23 protein-coding genes are annotated in these 18,120 nt (G+C 62.6%); 10 read left to right on the top strand and 13 right to left on the bottom strand.

Features of this window, described 5'->3' with window-relative positions; all coding sequences use genetic code 11:
- Positions 1 to 1,254: a Zn-dependent hydrolase gene (locus C5J22_RS08305; RefSeq protein WP_105437869.1), complete on the bottom strand. Its 1,254-nt coding sequence runs from the start codon at positions 1,252 to 1,254 to the stop codon at positions 1 to 3.
- Positions 1,255 to 1,257: 3 nt separating this feature from the next.
- On the bottom strand, positions 1,258 to 1,506 hold the full coding sequence (locus C5J22_RS31095; protein ID WP_172746568.1) for a hypothetical protein: 249 nt from the start codon (positions 1,504 to 1,506) through the stop codon (positions 1,258 to 1,260).
- Between C5J22_RS31095 and C5J22_RS08300 the strand changes: the two genes are divergently transcribed.
- Entirely contained in the window at positions 1,505 to 2,149 is a 645-nt protein-coding gene (locus C5J22_RS08300) for a TetR family transcriptional regulator C-terminal domain-containing protein (protein ID WP_046635184.1), read from the top strand. The two genes, C5J22_RS31095 and C5J22_RS08300, sit on opposite strands and share 2 nt — an antisense overlap.
- A gap of 86 nt (positions 2,150 to 2,235) precedes the next feature.
- Here C5J22_RS08300 and C5J22_RS08295 read toward each other — a convergent pair whose 3' ends face one another.
- Positions 2,236 to 3,273 (bottom strand): glutamine synthetase beta-grasp domain-containing protein, encoded by a 1,038-nt coding sequence (locus C5J22_RS08295; RefSeq protein WP_046603692.1) that lies wholly within the window; start codon positions 3,271 to 3,273, stop codon positions 2,236 to 2,238.
- A gap of 447 nt (positions 3,274 to 3,720) precedes the next feature.
- Between C5J22_RS08295 and C5J22_RS08290 the strand changes: the two genes are divergently transcribed.
- Positions 3,721 to 3,918 (top strand): DUF2735 domain-containing protein, encoded by a 198-nt coding sequence (locus C5J22_RS08290; RefSeq protein ID WP_105427394.1) that lies wholly within the window; start codon positions 3,721 to 3,723, stop codon positions 3,916 to 3,918.
- 64 nt (positions 3,919 to 3,982) lie between these two features.
- Here the strand turns inward: C5J22_RS08290 and C5J22_RS08285 are convergent, their stop codons facing one another.
- Complete coding sequence (locus C5J22_RS08285; protein WP_105437868.1) at positions 3,983 to 5,023, bottom strand: YeiH family protein; 1,041 nt, start codon at positions 5,021 to 5,023, stop codon at positions 3,983 to 3,985.
- A 113-nt stretch (positions 5,024 to 5,136) separates the two neighbouring features.
- On the opposite strand from C5J22_RS08285, the gene C5J22_RS08280 reads away from it, so the two are divergent.
- The 4 genes from C5J22_RS08280 (at position 5,137) to C5J22_RS08265 (ending at position 7,413) form a co-directional block, all read left to right on the top strand.
- Positions 5,137 to 6,036: a LysR substrate-binding domain-containing protein gene (locus C5J22_RS08280; protein ID WP_105400910.1), complete on the top strand. Its 900-nt coding sequence runs from the start codon at positions 5,137 to 5,139 to the stop codon at positions 6,034 to 6,036.
- Between the two features lie 222 nt (positions 6,037 to 6,258).
- Positions 6,259 to 6,480, top strand: a complete 222-nt coding sequence (locus tag C5J22_RS08275) for a DUF680 domain-containing protein (protein WP_105437867.1) — start codon at positions 6,259 to 6,261, stop codon at positions 6,478 to 6,480.
- Positions 6,481 to 6,566: 86 nt separating this feature from the next.
- A complete protein-coding gene (locus tag C5J22_RS08270; protein ID WP_105437866.1) occupies positions 6,567 to 6,791 on the top strand; it encodes a hypothetical protein in 225 nt (74 codons plus the stop codon).
- Positions 6,792 to 6,930: 139 nt separating this feature from the next.
- The gene (locus tag C5J22_RS08265) at positions 6,931 to 7,413 is read left to right on the top strand and encodes a hypothetical protein (RefSeq protein ID WP_105437865.1); all 483 of its coding nucleotides are present in this window, start codon (positions 6,931 to 6,933) and stop codon (positions 7,411 to 7,413) included.
- Positions 7,414 to 7,432: 19 nt separating this feature from the next.
- On the opposite strand, the gene preA is transcribed toward C5J22_RS08265, so the two are convergent.
- Together preA and C5J22_RS08255 are read right to left on the bottom strand one after the other, a co-directional pair.
- The gene (preA, locus tag C5J22_RS08260; protein ID WP_105437864.1) at positions 7,433 to 8,746 is read right to left on the bottom strand and encodes an NAD-dependent dihydropyrimidine dehydrogenase subunit PreA; all 1,314 of its coding nucleotides are present in this window, start codon (positions 8,744 to 8,746) and stop codon (positions 7,433 to 7,435) included.
- Between the two features lie 15 nt (positions 8,747 to 8,761).
- Positions 8,762 to 10,147, bottom strand: coding sequence for an NAD(P)-dependent oxidoreductase (locus C5J22_RS08255; RefSeq protein WP_105437863.1), 1,386 nt, complete (start codon positions 10,145 to 10,147; stop codon positions 8,762 to 8,764).
- A 225-nt stretch (positions 10,148 to 10,372) separates the two neighbouring features.
- On the opposite strand from C5J22_RS08255, the gene C5J22_RS08250 reads away from it, so the two are divergent.
- Positions 10,373 to 10,777 (top strand): DUF2325 domain-containing protein, encoded by a 405-nt coding sequence (locus C5J22_RS08250; protein WP_105438117.1) that lies wholly within the window; start codon positions 10,373 to 10,375, stop codon positions 10,775 to 10,777.
- A complete protein-coding gene (locus C5J22_RS08245; protein ID WP_105437862.1) occupies positions 10,758 to 10,979 on the top strand; it encodes a hypothetical protein in 222 nt (73 codons plus the stop codon). The genes C5J22_RS08250 and C5J22_RS08245 overlap by 20 nt, the downstream gene beginning before the upstream one ends.
- Before the next feature lie 207 nt (positions 10,980 to 11,186).
- Here C5J22_RS08245 and C5J22_RS08240 read toward each other — a convergent pair whose 3' ends face one another.
- The 6 genes from C5J22_RS08240 to xylF all read right to left on the bottom strand — a co-directional run bounded on the left by C5J22_RS08240 (position 11,187) and on the right by xylF (position 15,838).
- A complete protein-coding gene (locus tag C5J22_RS08240) occupies positions 11,187 to 11,507 on the bottom strand; it encodes a DUF423 domain-containing protein (protein ID WP_245440337.1) in 321 nt (106 codons plus the stop codon).
- 55 nt (positions 11,508 to 11,562) lie between these two features.
- Positions 11,563 to 11,952, bottom strand: a complete 390-nt coding sequence (locus tag C5J22_RS08235) for a group II truncated hemoglobin (RefSeq protein WP_105437860.1) — start codon at positions 11,950 to 11,952, stop codon at positions 11,563 to 11,565.
- A 109-nt stretch (positions 11,953 to 12,061) separates the two neighbouring features.
- Positions 12,062 to 12,241 carry a hypothetical protein gene (locus C5J22_RS08230; protein WP_105400371.1) on the bottom strand — a complete coding sequence of 60 codons (180 nt, stop codon included), beginning with the start codon at positions 12,239 to 12,241 and terminating at the stop codon, positions 12,062 to 12,064.
- A gap of 235 nt (positions 12,242 to 12,476) precedes the next feature.
- A complete protein-coding gene (locus C5J22_RS08225; protein ID WP_046635213.1) occupies positions 12,477 to 13,262 on the bottom strand; it encodes an ATP-binding cassette domain-containing protein in 786 nt (261 codons plus the stop codon).
- Positions 13,263 to 13,276: 14 nt separating this feature from the next.
- A complete protein-coding gene (locus tag C5J22_RS08220) occupies positions 13,277 to 14,602 on the bottom strand; it encodes a sugar ABC transporter permease (RefSeq protein ID WP_105437859.1) in 1,326 nt (441 codons plus the stop codon).
- Positions 14,603 to 14,797: 195 nt separating this feature from the next.
- A complete protein-coding gene (xylF, locus tag C5J22_RS08215; RefSeq protein ID WP_105437858.1) occupies positions 14,798 to 15,838 on the bottom strand; it encodes a D-xylose ABC transporter substrate-binding protein in 1,041 nt (346 codons plus the stop codon).
- A gap of 200 nt (positions 15,839 to 16,038) precedes the next feature.
- On the opposite strand from xylF, the gene C5J22_RS08210 reads away from it, so the two are divergent.
- Positions 16,039 to 17,265: an ROK family transcriptional regulator gene (locus C5J22_RS08210; RefSeq protein WP_105400374.1), complete on the top strand. Its 1,227-nt coding sequence runs from the start codon at positions 16,039 to 16,041 to the stop codon at positions 17,263 to 17,265.
- A gap of 47 nt (positions 17,266 to 17,312) precedes the next feature.
- Positions 17,313 to 17,537, top strand: coding sequence for a hypothetical protein (locus C5J22_RS08205; protein ID WP_105437857.1), 225 nt, complete (start codon positions 17,313 to 17,315; stop codon positions 17,535 to 17,537).
- Here C5J22_RS08205 and C5J22_RS08200 read toward each other — a convergent pair.
- The gene (locus C5J22_RS08200; protein ID WP_105437856.1) at positions 17,534 to 18,016 is read right to left on the bottom strand and encodes a hypothetical protein; all 483 of its coding nucleotides are present in this window, start codon (positions 18,014 to 18,016) and stop codon (positions 17,534 to 17,536) included. The two genes, C5J22_RS08205 and C5J22_RS08200, sit on opposite strands and share 4 nt — an antisense overlap.
- Between the last annotated feature and the right edge of the window lie 104 nt (positions 18,017 to 18,120).

The following is an 18,120-nucleotide window of genomic DNA, read 5'->3' as shown; positions in this document are numbered from 1 at the left end:
TCACTCCACAATCTCCGCGGTCTCCAGCACGGCATGGAACAGCACATCCGCGCCGGCTGCCGCCCATTCCCTGGAAATGTCCTCCGCCTCGTTGTGCGAAAGTCCGCCGACGCAGGGGCACATGATCATCGTCGCGGGCGCCACCTTGGCGGCCCAGCAGGCGTCGTGGCCGGCGCCGGAGATGATGTTCATATGGCTGTAGCCGAGCTTTTCGGCCGCTTCGCGGACCCGGCCGACCAGGACCGGATCGAAGGTCACCGGATCGAAATGGCCGACCGCCTCGACCGAACAGCCGACGCCGAGCGGCTCGCAGATCTCGACCGCCTGTTTCTCGATCATTGCCCGCATACGATCCAGCTTTTCCTGGGAGGGCGTGCGGATGTCGACGGTGAAGACCACCTTGCCCGGCAGCACGTTGCGGGAGTTCGGCGAGAAGAACACCTGGCCGACGCCGCCGACGGCGCCCGGCTGTTCGGACATCGCCACCGCCTGCACCATTTCGAGGATGCGGCCGAAGGCAAGGCCTGCATTGACGCGCAGGTTCATCGGCGTCGAGCCCGTATGCGCCTCGCGGCCGGTCAGCGTGAATTCCAGCCACCACAGGCCCTGGCAGTGGGTGACGACGCCGATCTGCTTGTTCTCCGCCTCGAGGATCGGTCCCTGTTCGATATGGTATTCGAAATAGGCATGCATCTTTCTGGCGCCGACCTCCTCGTCGCCGAGCCAGCCGATGCGCTTCAACTCGTCACCATAGGTCTTGCCGTCCGGGTCCTTGCGGCCATAGGCGTAGTCGATCGAGTGAACGCCGGCGAAGACGCCCGATGCCAGCATGGCCGGCGCGAAACGCGCGCCTTCCTCGTTCGCCCAGTTGGTGACGACGATCGGATGTTTCGTCCTGATGCCGAGGTCGTTCATGGTGCGGACCACTTCCAGCGCGCCGAGCACGCCGAGCACGCCGTCATATTTGCCGCCGGTCGGCTGGGTGTCGAGATGGCTGCCGACATAGACCGGCAGGGCATCCGGATCGGTGCCGGCGCGGGTGGCGAACATCGTGCCCATCTTGTCGACGCCGACCGTCATTCCTTCGGCCTCGCACCATGTCTTGAAGAGATGGCGGCCTTCGCCGTCCGCATCCGTCAGCGTCTGGCGATTGTTGCCGCCGGCAATGCCGGGGCCGATCTTCGCCATGTCCATGAGCATGTCCCACAGACGATCGCCGTTGATGCGCAAGTTCTCGCCGGGTGCTGCCACCATTTTTCAGTCCTCGCCTGTTTTCACGTCCACCCGTGCGGGCGGCATGCTTTTCGTTCCCATGGTCCTCCGCGCGCCCGCTTTGAAAAGAGGCATGCGAAGATCGGCATTGCGTTTATTCTGCTTGTCGCCGATAATTTGACCGCTTGGTAAAACATTACAATTTCCACGGCTCCACTCAAGACGAAAATCACGAAAAATCCAGAGGAATTTCCAAAGCGCCCGGTGGACGCGGAAGAGGGCAAGGACAGGCATGGCCATCCCGAGGGCGGCGAAGACGCAGAGACGCACCCGCATCCAGGAAGAGAAGGAGGAGCGCATCCTCGAAGCGGCGCTCGACGTATTTTCGCAGAACGGTTTCCGCGGCGCAACGATCGACCAGATCGCCGATGCGGCCGGCATGTCGAAGCCCAATCTGCTCTATTATTTCCGTACCAAGGAGGCGATCCACCGTCACCTGATCGACCGGGTCCTGTTTACCTGGCTGGAGCCGTTGCGGGCGTTCGATGCGGAAGGTAATCCGGAATCGGAGATCCGCTCCTATATCCGCCGCAAGCTCGAAATGGCCCGCGATTTCCCGCGCGAAAGCCGGCTTTTCGCCAATGAGGTGCTGCAAGGCGCGCCGCATATCGAGGATGAGCTGAAAGGCCCGTTGAAGGAACTGGTCGACGAAAAGGCGGAGGTGATCCGCGCCTGGGCGCGGTCCGGCAAGATCGCCAAATGCGATCCCTACCACCTGATCTTCTCGATCTGGTCGACGACCCAGCATTATGCCGACTTCGACGTGCAGGTGCGCGCCGTGCTCGGCCAGGACTATGCGGGCGAGGGGCGTTTCGAGGATGCGGCGCGGTTTCTGGAGCAGCTCTTCATCGACGGGCTGCGGGCGCGCAACGCCTGAGCTTCCTTCCTAAAACCGAAAGCAAAAACGAAAAACGCCGGCGCTGAGGCCGGCGTCTTCTCATTTGCCGATTGCCGGGCCTGGTATCAGGCGGCGGCGGAAGCCCGGTTGGTCGGGACTTCGGCGATCGTCTTCAGAACCTGGGAAGCGATCTGGTAGGGGTCGCCCTGGGAGTTCGGACGGCGGTCTTCCAGATAGCCCTTGTAGTCGTTCTTGACGAACGAGTGCGGCACGCGGATCGAAGCACCGCGGTCGGCAACGCCGTAGGAGAACTTGTTCCACGGAGCCGTTTCGTGCTTGCCGGTCAGGCGCTTGTCGTTGTCCGGGCCGTAGACGGCGATGTGGTCCATCAGGTTCTTGTCGAAAGCAGCCATGAGCGCTTCGAAATAGTCCTTGCCGCCAACTTCGCGCATGTACTTGGTGGAGAAGTTGCAGTGCATGCCCGAGCCGTTCCAGTCGGTGTCGCCGAGCGGCTTGCAATGATATTCGATGTCGATGCCGTACTTTTCAGTCAGGCGCTGCAGCAGGTAGCGTGCCATCCAGATCTGGTCGGCGGCCTTCTTGGAGCCCTTGCCGAAAACCTGGAATTCCCACTGGCCCTTGGCCACTTCGGCGTTGATGCCTTCGTGGTTGATGCCGGCGGCGAGGCAGAGGTCGAGATGTTCTTCGACGATTTCGCGAGCGACGTCACCGACGTTCGAGTAACCGACACCGGTGTAATACGGGCCCTGCGGAGCCGGGTAGCCCTGTTCCGGGAAGCCGAGCGGACGGCCGTTCTGGTAGAAGAAGTATTCCTGCTCGAAGCCGAACCAGGCATCCTCGTCGTCGAGGATGGTCGCACGAGCGTTGGTCGCATGCGGCGTGACGCCATCCGGCATCATGACTTCGCACATGACCAGCGCGCCGTTGGTGCGGGCCGGATCGGGATAAAGCGCAACCGGCTTCAGCACGCAATCGGACGAGCGGCCTTCGGCCTGCATGGTCGACGAACCGTCGAAGCCCCACAGCGGCAGCTGTTCGAGCGTCGGGAAGGTGTCGAATTCCTTGATCTGCGTCTTGCCACGCAGGTTCGGTACCGGGGTGTACCCGTCGAGCCAGATGTACTCGAGCTTATACTTGGTCATATTTTATCTCTCAGGCCGTGACGTTCATGGTTGAGCCATCCTGAGGAAGCGGCATCGCAACGATACCGCGCCTCCGGGGTAACCAGAAGAACGCATTTCCCGTGCCAGTTTGCATCGGAGCGGCGGTTTTTGATTAAAAAAGTGTGAACGAAGGGCCGCAGGCGGAGCGCAGAGAGGGACTAAAGGTCCCGTAGATCAGTACGGTCTCATGAAATCTCCGAGTTTTAAAGGTTCTATCCAGATTACTCGGAACCGGGCCCCGTTGGCACACGTTTCCTCGCCGGAGGTTCCTGCGAGCAAAATAGATCGCCGAGACCGCGCTGCCGCTAAATTAGCGCCTAGCGCGAGTCGGAAAAATGATATAAAATCATGCAATAAGCACAAAAAATGTGCAGATTTGTGCTCTGTGCGTGTTTGGATGCACTTTTGAAGTTAGGAGACGATAGGATGGCAATTCACATCCATCGTGAATCGGCAACGATCTACCAGTTCCCGGTCCGCCCAAGGCGGCGGCTGGAGGATGGCCGGACCGTGCCGACCGGAATCCATGAAGTTGCCTTGAGCGTTGTCGATACCAATTGCTGGTACCACGACGAGGCGGTGCGGGATTCCGACCCGAAGAACGACCAGCCGAAACCCTGCTGACCATAGATGACGAAAAGGCCGCGCCATTCGATGACGCGGCCCCATCCCTTCGGTCTGATTTTCCTCAGAACGCGAACAGCTTCAGCATCGCGTAGCCGAAAACCGCGATGAACAGCCAGCCGAACGCGCCGAGCGCGAGCGGCCGCCAGCCTTCCGCCTTCAGCTTGCGGATATCGGTCTGTAGTCCCATGGCCGCAAGTGCCATGGACAGGAGGAAGCTGGTCGCGGTCACGAGCGTCTGGCTCACCTCTGCCGGAATGGCGACCGCGCTGTTGACCAGCATCATCCCGATAAACCCGAGTACGAACCACGGCATTGGTGCCGAGGCCTTCGATGGGCCTTCCGCGCCGGAGCGCATGGCGAGCGCTAGCGTCATGATCAGCGGTGCGAGCATGACGACGCGGGCGAGTTTGGAGATGGTGCCGAACTGTCCGGCGACATCGCCGCCCTGGAAGGCGGCGGCCACCACCTGTGCGACCTCATGGATGGTGGAGCCGCTCCACAATCCGTAACCGCGTGCGTCGAGCCCGAGCGGGGCGGCGAGCAGCGGATAGGCAAGCATCGACAGCGATCCGAACAGCGTCACGCAGGCGACCGCGTAGGCGACATGCTCCTGCTTGCCGCGCACCACCGTATTGGCGGCGATGACCGCCGAGGCGCCGCAGACCGAGGTGCCGGCGGCGATCAGGTCGGTCAGCGACCTGTCGACGCCCATCGCCCGGCCGACGAAGCGGATTGCCACGAAGGTAGCCACCAGTGTCAGGGCCACCATCGCCAGACCGGCGCCGCCGAGCGAGAGGATCTGGCCTGCCGTCACCTGCAGGCCGAGCAGCACGATGCCGAAGCGCAGGATACGCTTCAACGAAAAGCCGATGCCGGGCTCGACGGCCACCGGGACAGGGGCCAGATTGCGGATCAGCATGCCGAAGACGATCGACAGGATGAGCGGGCTCAGCGTCATCCAGCCCGTCAGGTTGCGGACGGTGAGGGCGACCGTCGCAATCGCGGCGGTCAGGAGAAGTCCGGGAAGAAGCTGGGCGAAAGCCGGCCAATAGGGCGAGGAGAGGTGGGCGCGCTGTTCCGCAGTCGGCTGGATCGGCTTCATGATTTTTCCACGAGTGTCTCTATTCGTCGAAAAACATTCTCTCTTTTGCAGAAACACAAATCCAATTGATAAGTTTTCTGATATCGTTCGATAAAAGCGAATGGTTTCGGACAATGACCCTCGATCAGCTTCGAATTTTTCTGGAAGTCGCCGCGCGCGAACATGTGACCCGTGCGGCGGAGGCGCTGAACCTCACCCAGTCGGCGGTGAGTGCGGCGATCTCGGCGCTGGAGGCACGGCATGCCGTGATCCTGTTCAACCGGGTCGGGCGGCGGATCGAACTCACCGAAGCGGGAAAACTCTTTGTGCCGGAGGCGCGCGCCGTTTTGGAGCGGGCACAGACCGCCGAGCACGTGCTTGCCGATCTCGGCGGGTCGGCCTCGGGCATCCTGCGGATCCATGCCAGCCAGACGGTCGCGAGCTATTGGCTGCCGGCCCGGCTCGTCAGTTATCACGAGCGGTTTCCGCGCGTCGACCTGCGGCTCACCGTCGGCAATACCCAGAGCGCGGCCGAAGCGGTGCTGACCGGGGCGGCGGAACTCGCGGTCGTCGAAGGTGAGGTGTTTCTGGCGGGGCTGAAACGCCGCAAGGTGGCGGAGGACCGGCTGGTGCTGGTCGTGGGCAGCCGCCACCCCTGGGCGGACGGCCGCAAGATCCGCTCAAGCGATCTTCTCGAAACCAACTGGATCATGCGCGAACAGGGATCCGGCACACGCTCGGCTTTCGAGGCGCAGCTCTTCAATCTCGGCATCGAGCCGCAGTCATTGTCCGTTGTCCTTGAAATGCCGTCGAACGAAGCGGCGATGGCGGCGGTGGAGGCTGGGTTGAGCGCGACGGTGCTTTCAAGCCGGGCAGCATCGTCCCACTCCTTCTCCGGCCGGCTTCACATTGCCGATTTCCCGATGCCGCTCCGCCAGTTCTCGGCGATCTTCCATGGCGAGCGGCACGTCACCCGGGCGCTGCGCGCCATGCTCGACCTGTTGAACGAGCCGGCTGAAGACAGCTCCCGCTGATCTCCCGGCCAAATCCCCCATGTAGGCGCACGATTGTGTGAACGATAAAATTTAATTCGTTCAATATTTGCGAACAATACGTCTGCAACTTGCTGTCTATTCCCGGCGGCCGACTTGCACCATCTTGAGCATCAGAAGCGCGGCAACGAGCTTCGGAAGACAAGATCAAACATACAGAGGGGCTTAGAGAAACTCGGCTCCACCACATCAAGGAAGAAGACAATGAACAGAATTTCCTCCGCCATCGCCGCAGCCCTGATCGCTTCGGCTTCGTTCGCTTCCGTCGCACTCGCTGAAGGCGACTATTACCAGGGCGTCCAGAACGCTCCTGCCGCTTCGGCCACCGTTGACCGCATCAGCACCGGCAGCATCGGCCAGAACGAGACGCTCCAGGCCGACGTCAACACCGGCGACTATTTCGACGGCGCCAACCGCCCGAACTAACTGCAGCTCATTCAAGATACCGAAACAATCTCCGCAGGCCAGGTCGCAAACTGAAAGCCGCGGGTCACTCTGAAGGGACTACCACCATGACCAAGATCACTTCCGCTATCGCCGCAGCCCTTATCGCTTCGGCCTCGTTCGCTTCCGTCGCTCTTGCTGAAGGCGACTATTACGAAGGCGCCTCCAAGGCTTCCGCCACCGTCGACCACGTTCAGACCGGCAGCATCGCCAAGGACCAGCAGAACGCCAACCAGGTCCCGGCTCCGATCGGCCGCGGCGACTATTTTGAAGGCGCGAACCGCCCGAGCTAACCTGCATTACACACAGACGAAGAAGGCCCGGCAACCGCCGGGCCTCTTTGCGTTCGTACACCCGTCTCCAGGCAATTCGCATACGCCCCGGGTCGTGATACAATCGCCGCATCGAAAGAAGTCTTGGGAGGCAAAAGCCATGGAGAGACTGCTTTTTAGGAACCTGCGGCCGCTATACGGCTGGCTTTTCATCGTCGCCTGGTTCGCCATTCTCGGATTGATGACCTGGGTGTTTTTCCGCAACAGCGGCGTAGCGCAAGAGCCGTTCAGGGCGCTCATCCTCGCCTTTTTCTGGGGGCTGGGCGGTTGGCTGGCGTCCGGATCCCTTGCCCGGCCGATCGTCTCGGTCCGGCAGGAAAGTGATGGCAGCTGGATCGTCACCCGCCGTTGGCTCTGGACCCATGACGAGGAGCGTATCGATCCCGACCGCCTGCCGTCGCCAACGGTCGAGGCGGAAAGCGACGGGGAGGGCGGCATGCACTACCGCTGTCTCCTGAAGACGCCGGAACACGGCTCCGTGGAATTCAGCGAACACCTCAAGCTCGACAGGGCCGCGCTCGCCCGTGACCGGATGGCATCGCTGATCAGGAGCGCCAGAACGAAAATGCCCCGGCCGAGCTGACCGGGGCATAGGATATGGCCTACTCGGCGGCTTGCCTTGCCATCGGGTTGTTGGGATGCTGGGTCCAGTTGGCATAGGTCGGATCGACCACTTTGCCGGTGCGCTTGTCGAGGTCGCCAGCGGGCAGGGCTTCCATGGTGATGCAGTTCTCGACCGGACAGACGTTGACGCAGAGATTGCAGCCGACGCACTCCTCTTCCATCACCTCGAAATGGCGCACGCCGTCGACCATGTTGGTGATCGCCTGGTGGGACGTGTCCTCGCAGGCGATGTGACAGCGGCCGCACTTGATGCAGGCGTCCTGGTCGATATGCGCCTTGGCGATGTAGTTGAGGTTGAGATATTGCCAGTCGGTGACATTGGGAACTGCGCGACAGATGATGTCGTCGAGCGAGCGATGGCCCTTCTCGTCCATCCAGTCGGAAAGACCGGTGATCATTTCCTCAACGATCTTGAAGCCGTAGGTCATGGCCGCAGTGCAGACCTGCACGTTGCCGGCACCGAGCGCCAGGAACTCGGCCGCGTCGCGCCACGTGGTGATGCCGCCGATGCCGGAGATCGGCAGGCCGTAGGTCTCCGGATCGCGGGCGATTTCGGCGACCATGTTGAGCGCGATCGGCTTGACCGCCGGGCCGCAATAACCGCCATGGCTGCCCTTGCCGCCGACCGACGGGTTGGGCGAGAAGGTGTCGAGATCAACGGAGATGATCGACGAGATCGTGTTGATCAGCGAGACGGCGTCGGTGCCGCCGCGCTTGGCGGCGCGGGCGGGGTGGCGGATGTCGCTGATATTGGGCGTCAGCTTGGTGATGACCGGCATGCGGGTGTATTGCTTGCACCAGCGCACCACCATTTCGATATATTCCGGCACCTGGCCGACCGCTGAGCCCATACCACGTTCGGACATGCCGTGCGGACAGCCGAAATTGAGTTCGATGCCGTCGACTTCGGTCTCTTCGACCAGCGGCAGGATCGCTTTCCAGGCCTGTTCCTCGCACGGGACCATGATCGAGGCGACGATCGCCCGGTCCGGCCAGTTCTTCTTCACTTCCTTCATTTCGCGAAGGTTGGTGTAGAGATCGCGGTCGGTGATCAGCTCGATATTGTTCAAGCCGAGCAGGCGGCGGTCGGCACCCCAGATGGCGCCGTAGCGCGGGCCGTTGACGTTGACGACCGGCGGGCCTTCCTCGCCGAGCGTCTTCCAGACCACGCCGCCCCAGCCCGCCTTGAAGGCACGCTCGACATTGTAGGCCTTGTCGGTCGGCGGCGCCGACGCCAGCCAGAACGGGTTGGGAGATTTGATGCCGACGAAATTGTTGCGAATATCAGCCATTGTCCTGGTCTCCCCTCAAGCCACTGCGGTTGCCGGCCGCGCGGCGGCAGCCAGGGCTTTTGCGATGCTTTCTGCGGCGTCACGCCCCTGCGCAACGGCGGAGACAGTCAGGTCCTCGCCGGTGCCGATGCAGTCGCCGCCGGCCCAGACGCCCTCGAGCGAGGTGCGGCCCTCGGGATCGACGACGATCTTGCCCTTTTCAAACTGCAGCGCGCCGAGGCCCGAGGCGGAAAAGGTCTGGCCGATCGCCTTGAAGATCTGGTCGGCGGCGATGACGCCGGTCTCGCCGGTGCCAATCAGCTTGCCATCGCGCATCGCTGTATATTCCACCTCGATGCCGGCGACATGAGCGCCATTGGGGCCGTCCTTGCCGATGATCGATTTCGGCGCCAGCCAATGGCGGATGATGACGCCGTTGGCGGTCGCCAGATCCTGCTCATAGGGCGAGGCGTTCATGTTCTCCTTGCCGCGGCGATAGCAGATCGTCACCTCTTCGGCGCCGAGCAGTTTTGACTGGATGGCGGCGTCGATCGCGGTCATGCCGCCGCCGAGGACGACGACGCGCCGACCGATCGGCAGCACGCTCTTGTCCTTCGCCTGGCGAAGTGCGGCGATGAAATCCACCGCATCCTCGACGCCCGTGAGCGCCTCGCCCTCGATGCCGAGGCCGTTGACGCCGGCAAGGCCCATGCCGAGGAAAACGGCGTCATATTGCGCCGTCAGGTCGGACAGCGAGAAATCCCGGCCGAGCGCCTGGCCGTTCCTGATCTCGATGCCGCCGATCGCCGTGACGTAATCCACCTCGCGGGCGGCGAAATCGTCGACGGCCTTGTAGGTGGCGATGCCGTATTCGTTGAGACCGCCGGCCTTTTCGCGGGCTTCGAGGATCACCACCGAATGGCCGTGCATGGCGAGCCGGTGTGCGGCGGCAAGGCCGGCGGGACCGGCGCCGACCACGGCGACCGTCTTTCCGGTCGAAGCCTTGCGGCTATAGAACTGCCGGCCCTGTTCCATGGCGATGTCGGTGGAATAACGCTGCAGCTTGCCGATCTCGACCGGCTTGTCCTCGGCGGTGTTGCGCACGCAGGCCTGTTCGCAGAGCGTCTCGGTGGGACAGACGCGGGCGCACATGCCGCCCAGAATATTCTGGTCGAAGATGGTCTTCGCCGAACCGATCGGATTGCCCGTCTGTATCTGTCTTATGAACAGCGGGATATCGATGGAGGTGGGACAGGCCGTCATGCACGGCGCGTCGTAGCAGAAATAACAGCGATCGGATTCGACCAGCGCCTCGTGCCTGTCGAGACGCGGGTGGAGATCGGCGAAATTCGCCTCATAGTCGGTAGCGGCGAGGCGGCCAGCCTCGATTCCGGCCTTCGGACCGTTTCCCAGTCGTTCCATCCTAAGTTCCCTCTTTTATGGATTCATGGACAACTATTGGGCAAAAGGTACCACAGCATAAAAATTTATCAAACGGTAAACTTTTGCTTTTAGGCAGGCCGTATCAGGGCGCCCGATATATCATGATAAAAAGAGTCTACTTTAATCTTTACTCTGAAAATCAACTTTAATATGGTGCCGGCCATCGAGGAACTGCGGTTCAGCAGAATCGGCGGCGAGGGGCACATGGCCAAGAAGCAGAAGCACAAGAACAGCAATTCCGGCGCGGCACCGAAAGGCGCCGAAACGCGGGGGCCGGCTGTCACCGACGTCCGTAGTTTTCTCTATGTCGGCGGCCGTGACTGTCAGGTGGCGCACCTGAGGGAGATCGCCAGCAATTTCGGCGCGGAATTGATCCATCACGACGGCGGACTTCGCGAGGCGGTTTCCCGCATCGATACCGTGCTGCCCTCGGTCGACTGCGTCTTCTGCCCCATCGACTGTATCAGCCACGATGCGTGTCTGAGGGTGAAGACCGGCTGCAAGAAGTTCGGTGTCGCCTTCGTGCCGCTGCGCAACGGCTCCAAATCCAGTCTGGAGCGGGCGCTTCAGACCATGAAGGAACGCAATGATGAACGAAGAACGTCGTGACACCAGCCTTTTCATCGGCCTCCACAAGCTCGCCGAACAGAACGGCGACGGGCTGGTGCCGGAACTTTACGCGCTGCTGACAAGGCGAGCCGAAGCGGCTTCGGATATGACCAATGTGGTTGTGCTGCCGAAGACGGTTCGGGGGGCGGAGACGGAAGTTTCTCCCGCCGAAAGCGCTCGGGTGCTGGCGTTTAAGCGGTAGGCTCAATTGACGCCCCCTCTTCTCCCCAGCGGAGAGAAGGTGGCCCGAAGGGTCGGATGAGGGGGGCGCAGCCATGTTGGGCGCCGAATGCCTGGCCCCCTCATCGCCTCGCATGCGCTCGGCACTTCTCCCCGCTGGGGAGAAGAGGGAGTGCGCGGTTGCGTTCCATCTCTTTTCTTGCCTCTGTGGAGAAGAGACCGAGGAGCCTTAAACTTCCCTTACCTTGAAAAACGCCCCGGCCGCCACGATCAGCCAGCCCAGCATCATCCCTGTTCCGCCCACCGGGGCGGCGAGCGGAAACAGCCGGTCGCCGAGATAGTGCCGGGAGACCAGGTCACCCGCGAAGACGATCGTGCCGAGACCGAGCACCAGGGCGCCAAGCGTTGCCGTGCGAAAATGCCGGTGGCCGAGATAGAGCGCGAGCAGTACCGGCGCATGCGCCAGGCACATGGTCGAGGCGGAGCCGAGGAAAACCGTATCGCCGCCGTGGCTTGCCGCCGCCGCCAGCGCCACGCCGGCCGCGCCCATCAGGCCGCTCACAAACAGAATCAACGGCCTGACATTGTCGAGTCTTTGCAATGGCCTATTCCTTGTTCTGCATGTGGAAAGCCAGCCGCTCGATGGGCGGCCAGATGATCTCGCGCAGTTTCGGGTTTTCGATCGTCTCGTCCATGGCGCGGCGGAAGCAGAGCATCCATTCATCGCGTTCGAGAGGTCCGATCGCCGCGCCGAAATGGCGCGAGCGCAGCCTAGGATGTCCGTGCTTTTCCACATAGACCGGAGGGCCGCCGAGATAGCCGGTCAGATAATCGTAGAGTTTCGCCTCGCTGCCTTCGAGGCTCGGCGGATGGACCGCGCGGCAATGGGCCGCTTCCGGCAACGTGTCCATCAGCTCGTAGAACCGCTTCACCAGCGCCCGGACCGTCGTGTCCCCGCCGATCGCTTCGTAAAGTGTGATGGTTTCGTCCGCCATGCCCGTTTGGCTCGCTCGTTCTGATTGTCTCAAGCGGTGTTACCGATCCATGCCCGCACGGGCAAGCGCTACGGCGTCGCAGATGAGGAACTGGAGGACGATGCGCCGGTCAATCAGATCCCGCATCCACCTCTTTCGCATTGGGCTCGGGCAGCGAACCGGCACCGGGCGTTTTGTCCCTGTCGGTCAGATGCTCCTTGCCGTGCGGCCCTGCCGGCGGTTGCTGGGCCGTTTTCATCCGCTTTTCCGTGTGCTCGACGGTTTCCTGTGCAGTCCGATCTTCAGCCATGTCCGGTCCTCCGACGTTTCGGTTTCTGAAAAGCCAACGTCGAGGGAGGAGAGGAGTTCCGAGATCCGGGCGATCTCCGGAGGATGCCGCAGCTGCCAATGGCCAGCCGATGTCGCAGCACGGCGCGATCCGCTTTCAAGCGATAAGGCGGAACCGGGAGAGTGCCCGGTTCCGCCTCTGCGCTACCCTTGATCAGCGGCGGGCTTCAAAGGGTCGGCGCAATTCTGTCTGGCAGTCACACCACCTTCATGGCGCCGGGGCCAGGCGTCGCGCCGGGCGGCACCTTGCCGAGGATGATCATGCCGAGCACCTCGTCCTTGGTGACGTCCTCGGTGCGGGCATGGCCGACCACCTTGCCGTTCTTCATCACGAAGACGCGGTCGGCGAGGTCGAAGACATCGTGGATGTCGTGGCTGATCAGGAAGATGCCGATGCCTTCGCGCTTCAGCTGCTTGATGAGGTCGCCCACCTGCGCCGTCTCTTGCGGTCCAAGCGCTGCCGTCGGCTCGTCCATGATCAGGATGCGGGCGTCGAACAGGATCGCGCGGGCGATCGCCACCGACTGCCGCTGGCCGCCGGACAGTGCCTTCACCGGTTCCTTGAAGCGCTTGAAGTTGGGGTTCAAACGCCCCATCACCTCGCGGGCGCTGGCCTCCATGGCGACGTCGTCGAGCGTGCCCCATTTTGTCTGCAGCTCGCGGCCGAGATAGAGGTTGGCGGCGGCATCGACATTGTCGGCAACGGCAAGCGTCTGGTAGATCGTCTCGATGCCGTATTTCTTGGCGTCGCGTGGGTTGCGGATGTCGGCGGTCTCGCCGTTGATCATGATGTCGCCGTTGTCGCGCTTGTAGGCGCCCGACAGGATCTTGATCAGCGTCGATTTTCCGGCGCCGTTATGGCCGAGCAGCGCCACGACCTCGCCGGGGAAAAGATCGACCGAGGCATTCTCGACAGCGTGAATCCCGCCGAAGGAGATGGAAATGTTCTTCATTTCCACGAGCGGAGTGGTTTGTTCCGTCACGATGAAAACTCCTGTTATTTGGCGCGAGAGCGATAGACGGTGTCGAGCCAGACGGCGGTGACGAGCACCATGCCGACGACGATCCGCTGGAACGGCGAGTCGATGCCGAGCAGCACCATGCCGGACTGAAGCGACTGCATGACGAGCGCGCCGAGCATGGCGCCGGCGATCGACCCCATGCCGCCGGCAAGCGACGTGCCGCCGATCACGGCTGCGGCGATCGTGTAGAGTTCGTCGAGCTCCCCTTGCGCATTGGTGGCGGCGTTGAGGCGGGCGGTGGAGATCGCCGCGGCGATGGCGCAGAGCATGCCCATCAGCGCGAAGATCTTGACCGTCACCCACCGGGTCTTGATGCCGGCGAGTTCCGCCGCTTCCGGGTTACCGCCGATGGCGAAGACATAGCGGCCGAAGCGCAGGCGGGTGGCAATGAAGGTCATGACGATGCCGACCGCGATTGCAATCAGCACCGGGATGGCAATCCCTTGCGAGATGAACAGGCCACCTTCCGGCCAGGGAATATTGTTTGCGTCCGCGTAGCGGCGGGCGATGGCGGCCGGCCAGGGATAGTCGTTAGCGATATAAACCGCACCGAGCACGACGATGCAGCCGAGCGCGACCAGCACGTATTCGGCCCAGACCGGGCGGCGCGGGAAGGAGAATCGCTTGCGCTGTCGGCGGGCATTGATGATCGCCGCGATGATGGCGAGACAGGCGAGGATGCCGACGACCCAGCTCCAGGTGGCGCCGATCGAGCCTTCCGTGCCGCCGCCCATCAGACGGAAGTTGACGTCCATCGGCGCAACGGTCTGGCCGCTCGTCACGAACCAGGTGGCGCCGCGCCAGATGAGCAGGCCGCCGAGCGTCACGATGAACGAGGGCACGCCGAGAAAGGCGATGATGGAGCCCTGCAGCGTACCGATCAACGCTCCGATGGCGATGCCGCCGGCCAGTGTGATGATCCAGATGGCCGGGTGGTTGAAGCCGAACAGTTCCGGCAGGAGCCGGGCCTGCAGCACACCCATGACCATGCCGGTGAAACCGAGGATCGAGCCCACCGAAAGGTCGATGTTGCGGGTGACGATGACGAGCACCATGCCGGTCGCCATGACGGCGACCGAGGCGGTCTGCACCGAGAGGTTCCAGAGGTTGCGCGGCGTCAGGAAGAGGCCGCCCGTCAGGATATGGAACCCCACCCAGATGATCAGCAGCGCGCCGATCATGCCGAGCATGCGCGTGTCGATCTCAGTCGCGCGGAAGAAGCGGGCAACGATATTGCCTTCCGCCTGTCCTGCCGCTCCCGATGTCTTGGAATTCGTTGTGGACTGTATTGTCTCGGCCATGATTCGCCGTTCCCCACTTTAGCGAGGCGCTGCGGCTCGAAGATGTCGAGCCGGATCACGCCTGCGCGACGTTCAGCCGCCGGGTAACCCGCCGGGGGTACCTTTTATGCGGCCGCGCCATCTTACGCCGAAAACCGACGCCGCGGCAGAAGTGCTGCGGCGTCGGTGAGTTTATCGTCTGCGCAAAGCCATGCGTTACTTGCAGGCAGCTACTGCGCCGGCCTTGACGCCCTGGCAGGCTTCAGCCTTGCTGATCCAGCCCGCCTCGATGACGACGTTCAGGTTGTCCTTGGTGATTGCCTGCGGCTTCAGGAAGACCGACTGCATCTTCACCTTCTTCGGACCGCCTTCGAAGGTCTGGACGCCCTTGATCTCGGTCAGCTTCTTGCCACCGGCAAGCGCCAGAGCGATTTCAGCGGCGTTCTTGCCGAGTTCTCGGCTGTCCTTCCAGACGGAAACCGTCTGGGTGCCGAGCGCCACGCGGTTCAGGGCTGCCTTGTCGGCGTCCTGGCCGGAGACCGGAACCGAACCTGCCAACCCCTGAGCGTCGAGCGCTGCGATCGCACCGCCGGCAGTGCCGTCGTTGGATGCGACAACCGCGTCGACCTTGTTGTTGTTCTTGGTCAGGAACTGTTCCATGTTCTTCTGGGCGTTTTCGGGCTTCCAGCCGTCGGTATAGGCTTCGCCGACATTCTTGATCTTGCCGCCGTCGACTGCAGCCTTCAGCACTTCCATCTGGCCGGCAAACAGGAAGTCCGCGTTCGGATCGGAAGAAGAGCCCTTGATGAAGACGTAGTTGCCTTCAGGCTTTGCCTTGAAGACGCCCTGCGCCTGCAGGCGGCCGACTTCCTTGTTGTCGAAGGTGATGTAGAACGCAGCCGGGTTTTCGATCAGGCGGTCGTAACCGACGACCGGGATGCCTTCGGCTGCTGCCTTTTCGACGGCCGGACCGATGGCGCTCGAATCCTGCGCCAGAACGATGAGGGCGTTGGCGCCCTGGGAGATCAGCGACTCGACGTCGGTGAGCTGCTTTGCGGCGGACGACTGGGCATCAGCGGAAATATACTTGGCACCGGCAGCTGCAAGTGCCTTCTTGATGGCGGCTTCGTCGGTCTTCCAACGTTCTTCCTGGAAGTTCGACCAGGAAACGCCGACGACGAGATTGGCCGCCATGGTAGCGGAATGCATGGAAACGAGGATGGCCGCGCCGGCCATCAGCTTTACGAATGATCTCATAATGTCCTCCCGAGTGACGGCGGATGGGCGCTAGCCTCCGTGCTCTCCCTCCGCCAGATAATCTGCCGGAGAAAGCATTCAGCTTTTTTCTCGACAGTCGAGAAATTAGATGTCAGAGATTCCGAGGGCTGTCAATCGGCACTTGTAGAGGGGAAGGCACTGCCGTATCGACAGTTGGAGTGAGGGAGGCTGCAGGCGGAATGCTGGCGAAATCGAGCACGGAACTGGTCCGGCAGCAGAACAGCGCGCTCGTGCTGTCTGCGCTGCGTCGCCACGGCCGTCTCGCGCATACGGAAATCTCGGATGCAACCGGGTTGGCGTCGGCCACGATCTCCTCGATCACCGCCGATCTGGAGCGCGCCCGCATCATCGAAAAGAGCGAGCAGCAGGCGACCGTCGGCCGGGGACGGCCCCGCGTGCTGTTCAGCCAGCGGCGCAATTGCGGTTATCTCATCACCGTCATCATCTCGTCGGACCTGATCCAGTATTCGCTGGTCGATTATGCCGGCACGCTGCTCGACCGGTTCAGCGAATCCCGCGGCGAGGGCGGCACCGCAGCCTTCCTGGCAGCCATCTCGGCGGGCCTGGAGCGGGCGGTCGAACGCTCCCGCATCGACCGCGGCAGCGTCCTGCTCGTATCGGTCAGCAGCAAGGGGCTGGCCCATCCGAGTGAACCGGTGCTCGTCTGGTCGCCGGTCTTCGGTTCCCAGCCGGTGGATTTTGCCGCGGCGTTGAAAGACGGCTGGCACGCCAAGGTCATTCTCAACAACGAGACGCTGCTGGTGGCGGGCGCGCTGCTCGAACGCCAGGTGAAGACGCAGGGCGGCGGCGAGCCTGTTCTCGCGGCGCTTTCGCTCGGCCACAGCATCGGGCTCGGGATCGCGCGCCGGGTTGCCGGCGGGGTTCCTGAAATCTCGGCGCCCAATTTCGGACACATGCTGCATATGCCGAATGGCGGGCTTTGTCGCTGCGGCGCGCGCGGCTGCGTCGAGGCCTATGCCGGCTTCTACGCCATCCTGCGCGCCGCCTTCGAGGTGCCGGTGGATACGATCCCGGCGAAATTCGTGCCGGTCGCCGAAATCGACAAGATCGCCACCCGAGCCCGGCAGGGCAACCGCATGGCGCAGCTCGCGTTCCGCAATGCGGGCGCCGCTTTAGGCTATGGCCTCTCACGGCTGCTCAGCCTGCATGGCCATATGCCGGTCTTCATCACCGGTCCCGGCACCCGCTATCAGGATCTGCTGCAGGCGGGCATAGAGGAGGGGTTGGCGCAGACGCATGTGGTGCGGCTCGGCGGCATGCCGGGCCTGACCGTCGTGCCGGACGAACCTTCTCTGGTATTCGAAGGGCATCTCAACCTTGCATTTTCGATCGTCGACCAGGATATCATCGGTTCACGCCAGAGCATGCAGGCCGCCGGGGAATGACCTATGGCGAGTGACTGGTGGCGAACGACTGGCCGGGAGTTAAGACTATGATCGATCCGAACCATCCCTTCTACGAGCCGCTCTGGCGCCGGGTGCTGATCCCGGCGGTCTGCGCCGCGTGGGCGATATTCGAATTGATTGCCGGGGAACCCTTCTGGGCGATCATCGTCGGCGCCATGGGTGCCTATGCCGCCTACAAGCTGTTCATCGAAAGGAAAAAGCCGCCGGCGGAGAAACCTGCCGACGAGCCGCAGGACCAGGATTTGAGCTAGCGCCAGAACAGGCCTTTGATCGCGGTGTCGATCAGCAGGTTGGCGGTCTTCATGCGGGTATTGGCGTTCTCCCGGAATTCCGGTGCGACCCCGTCGGGATGGTTGGCCTTGGCGAAATGCCGGCGTTTTTCGCCCAGCGTCGCCTCCGTGTCGGCAGCCGTGATGTCAAGCTCCGCGGCAATCTCCTCGGTCGTCAGCCGCAGCAGGTGGGCGGGGATGACCGGTGCCGGCGGTGGCTCTTGCGGCTCTTCTTGCGCCAGCACCGATTCGATTGCGATCTCGGTAACGTCGGGAAGGAAAGCAAAATAAGCCTCGGTCCCGGTGGCCGTCACCACCGGGCCGCCATCCTGCGGCGCGACGAAACCCATGCCGAGCCCCTTGATGCGGAAACCCGTGCCAGCCTCTTCGGCCTCGTCTTCGCTATGCTCTTGCCTCAGTCGCGTCAGGACCGACTGGAAGACCGATTGCCCAAACAGCATGCGCCACCTCTTTTATGGGGCGGGACCAGAACATGCGAAGGTGGCGTCTAGCTTGTGCAGGCATATCGGCGGCTATCGGATGAGCCCCGTCCGGGGCTCATCGA

It is taken from the genome of Neorhizobium sp. T25_13 (assembly GCF_002968675.1).
Taxonomy (GTDB): Bacteria; Pseudomonadota; Alphaproteobacteria; order Rhizobiales; family Rhizobiaceae; genus Neorhizobium; species Neorhizobium tomejilense.
Note: the sequence above shows the minus strand (reverse complement) of the source record. Positions and strands in the feature narration are given on the sequence as shown.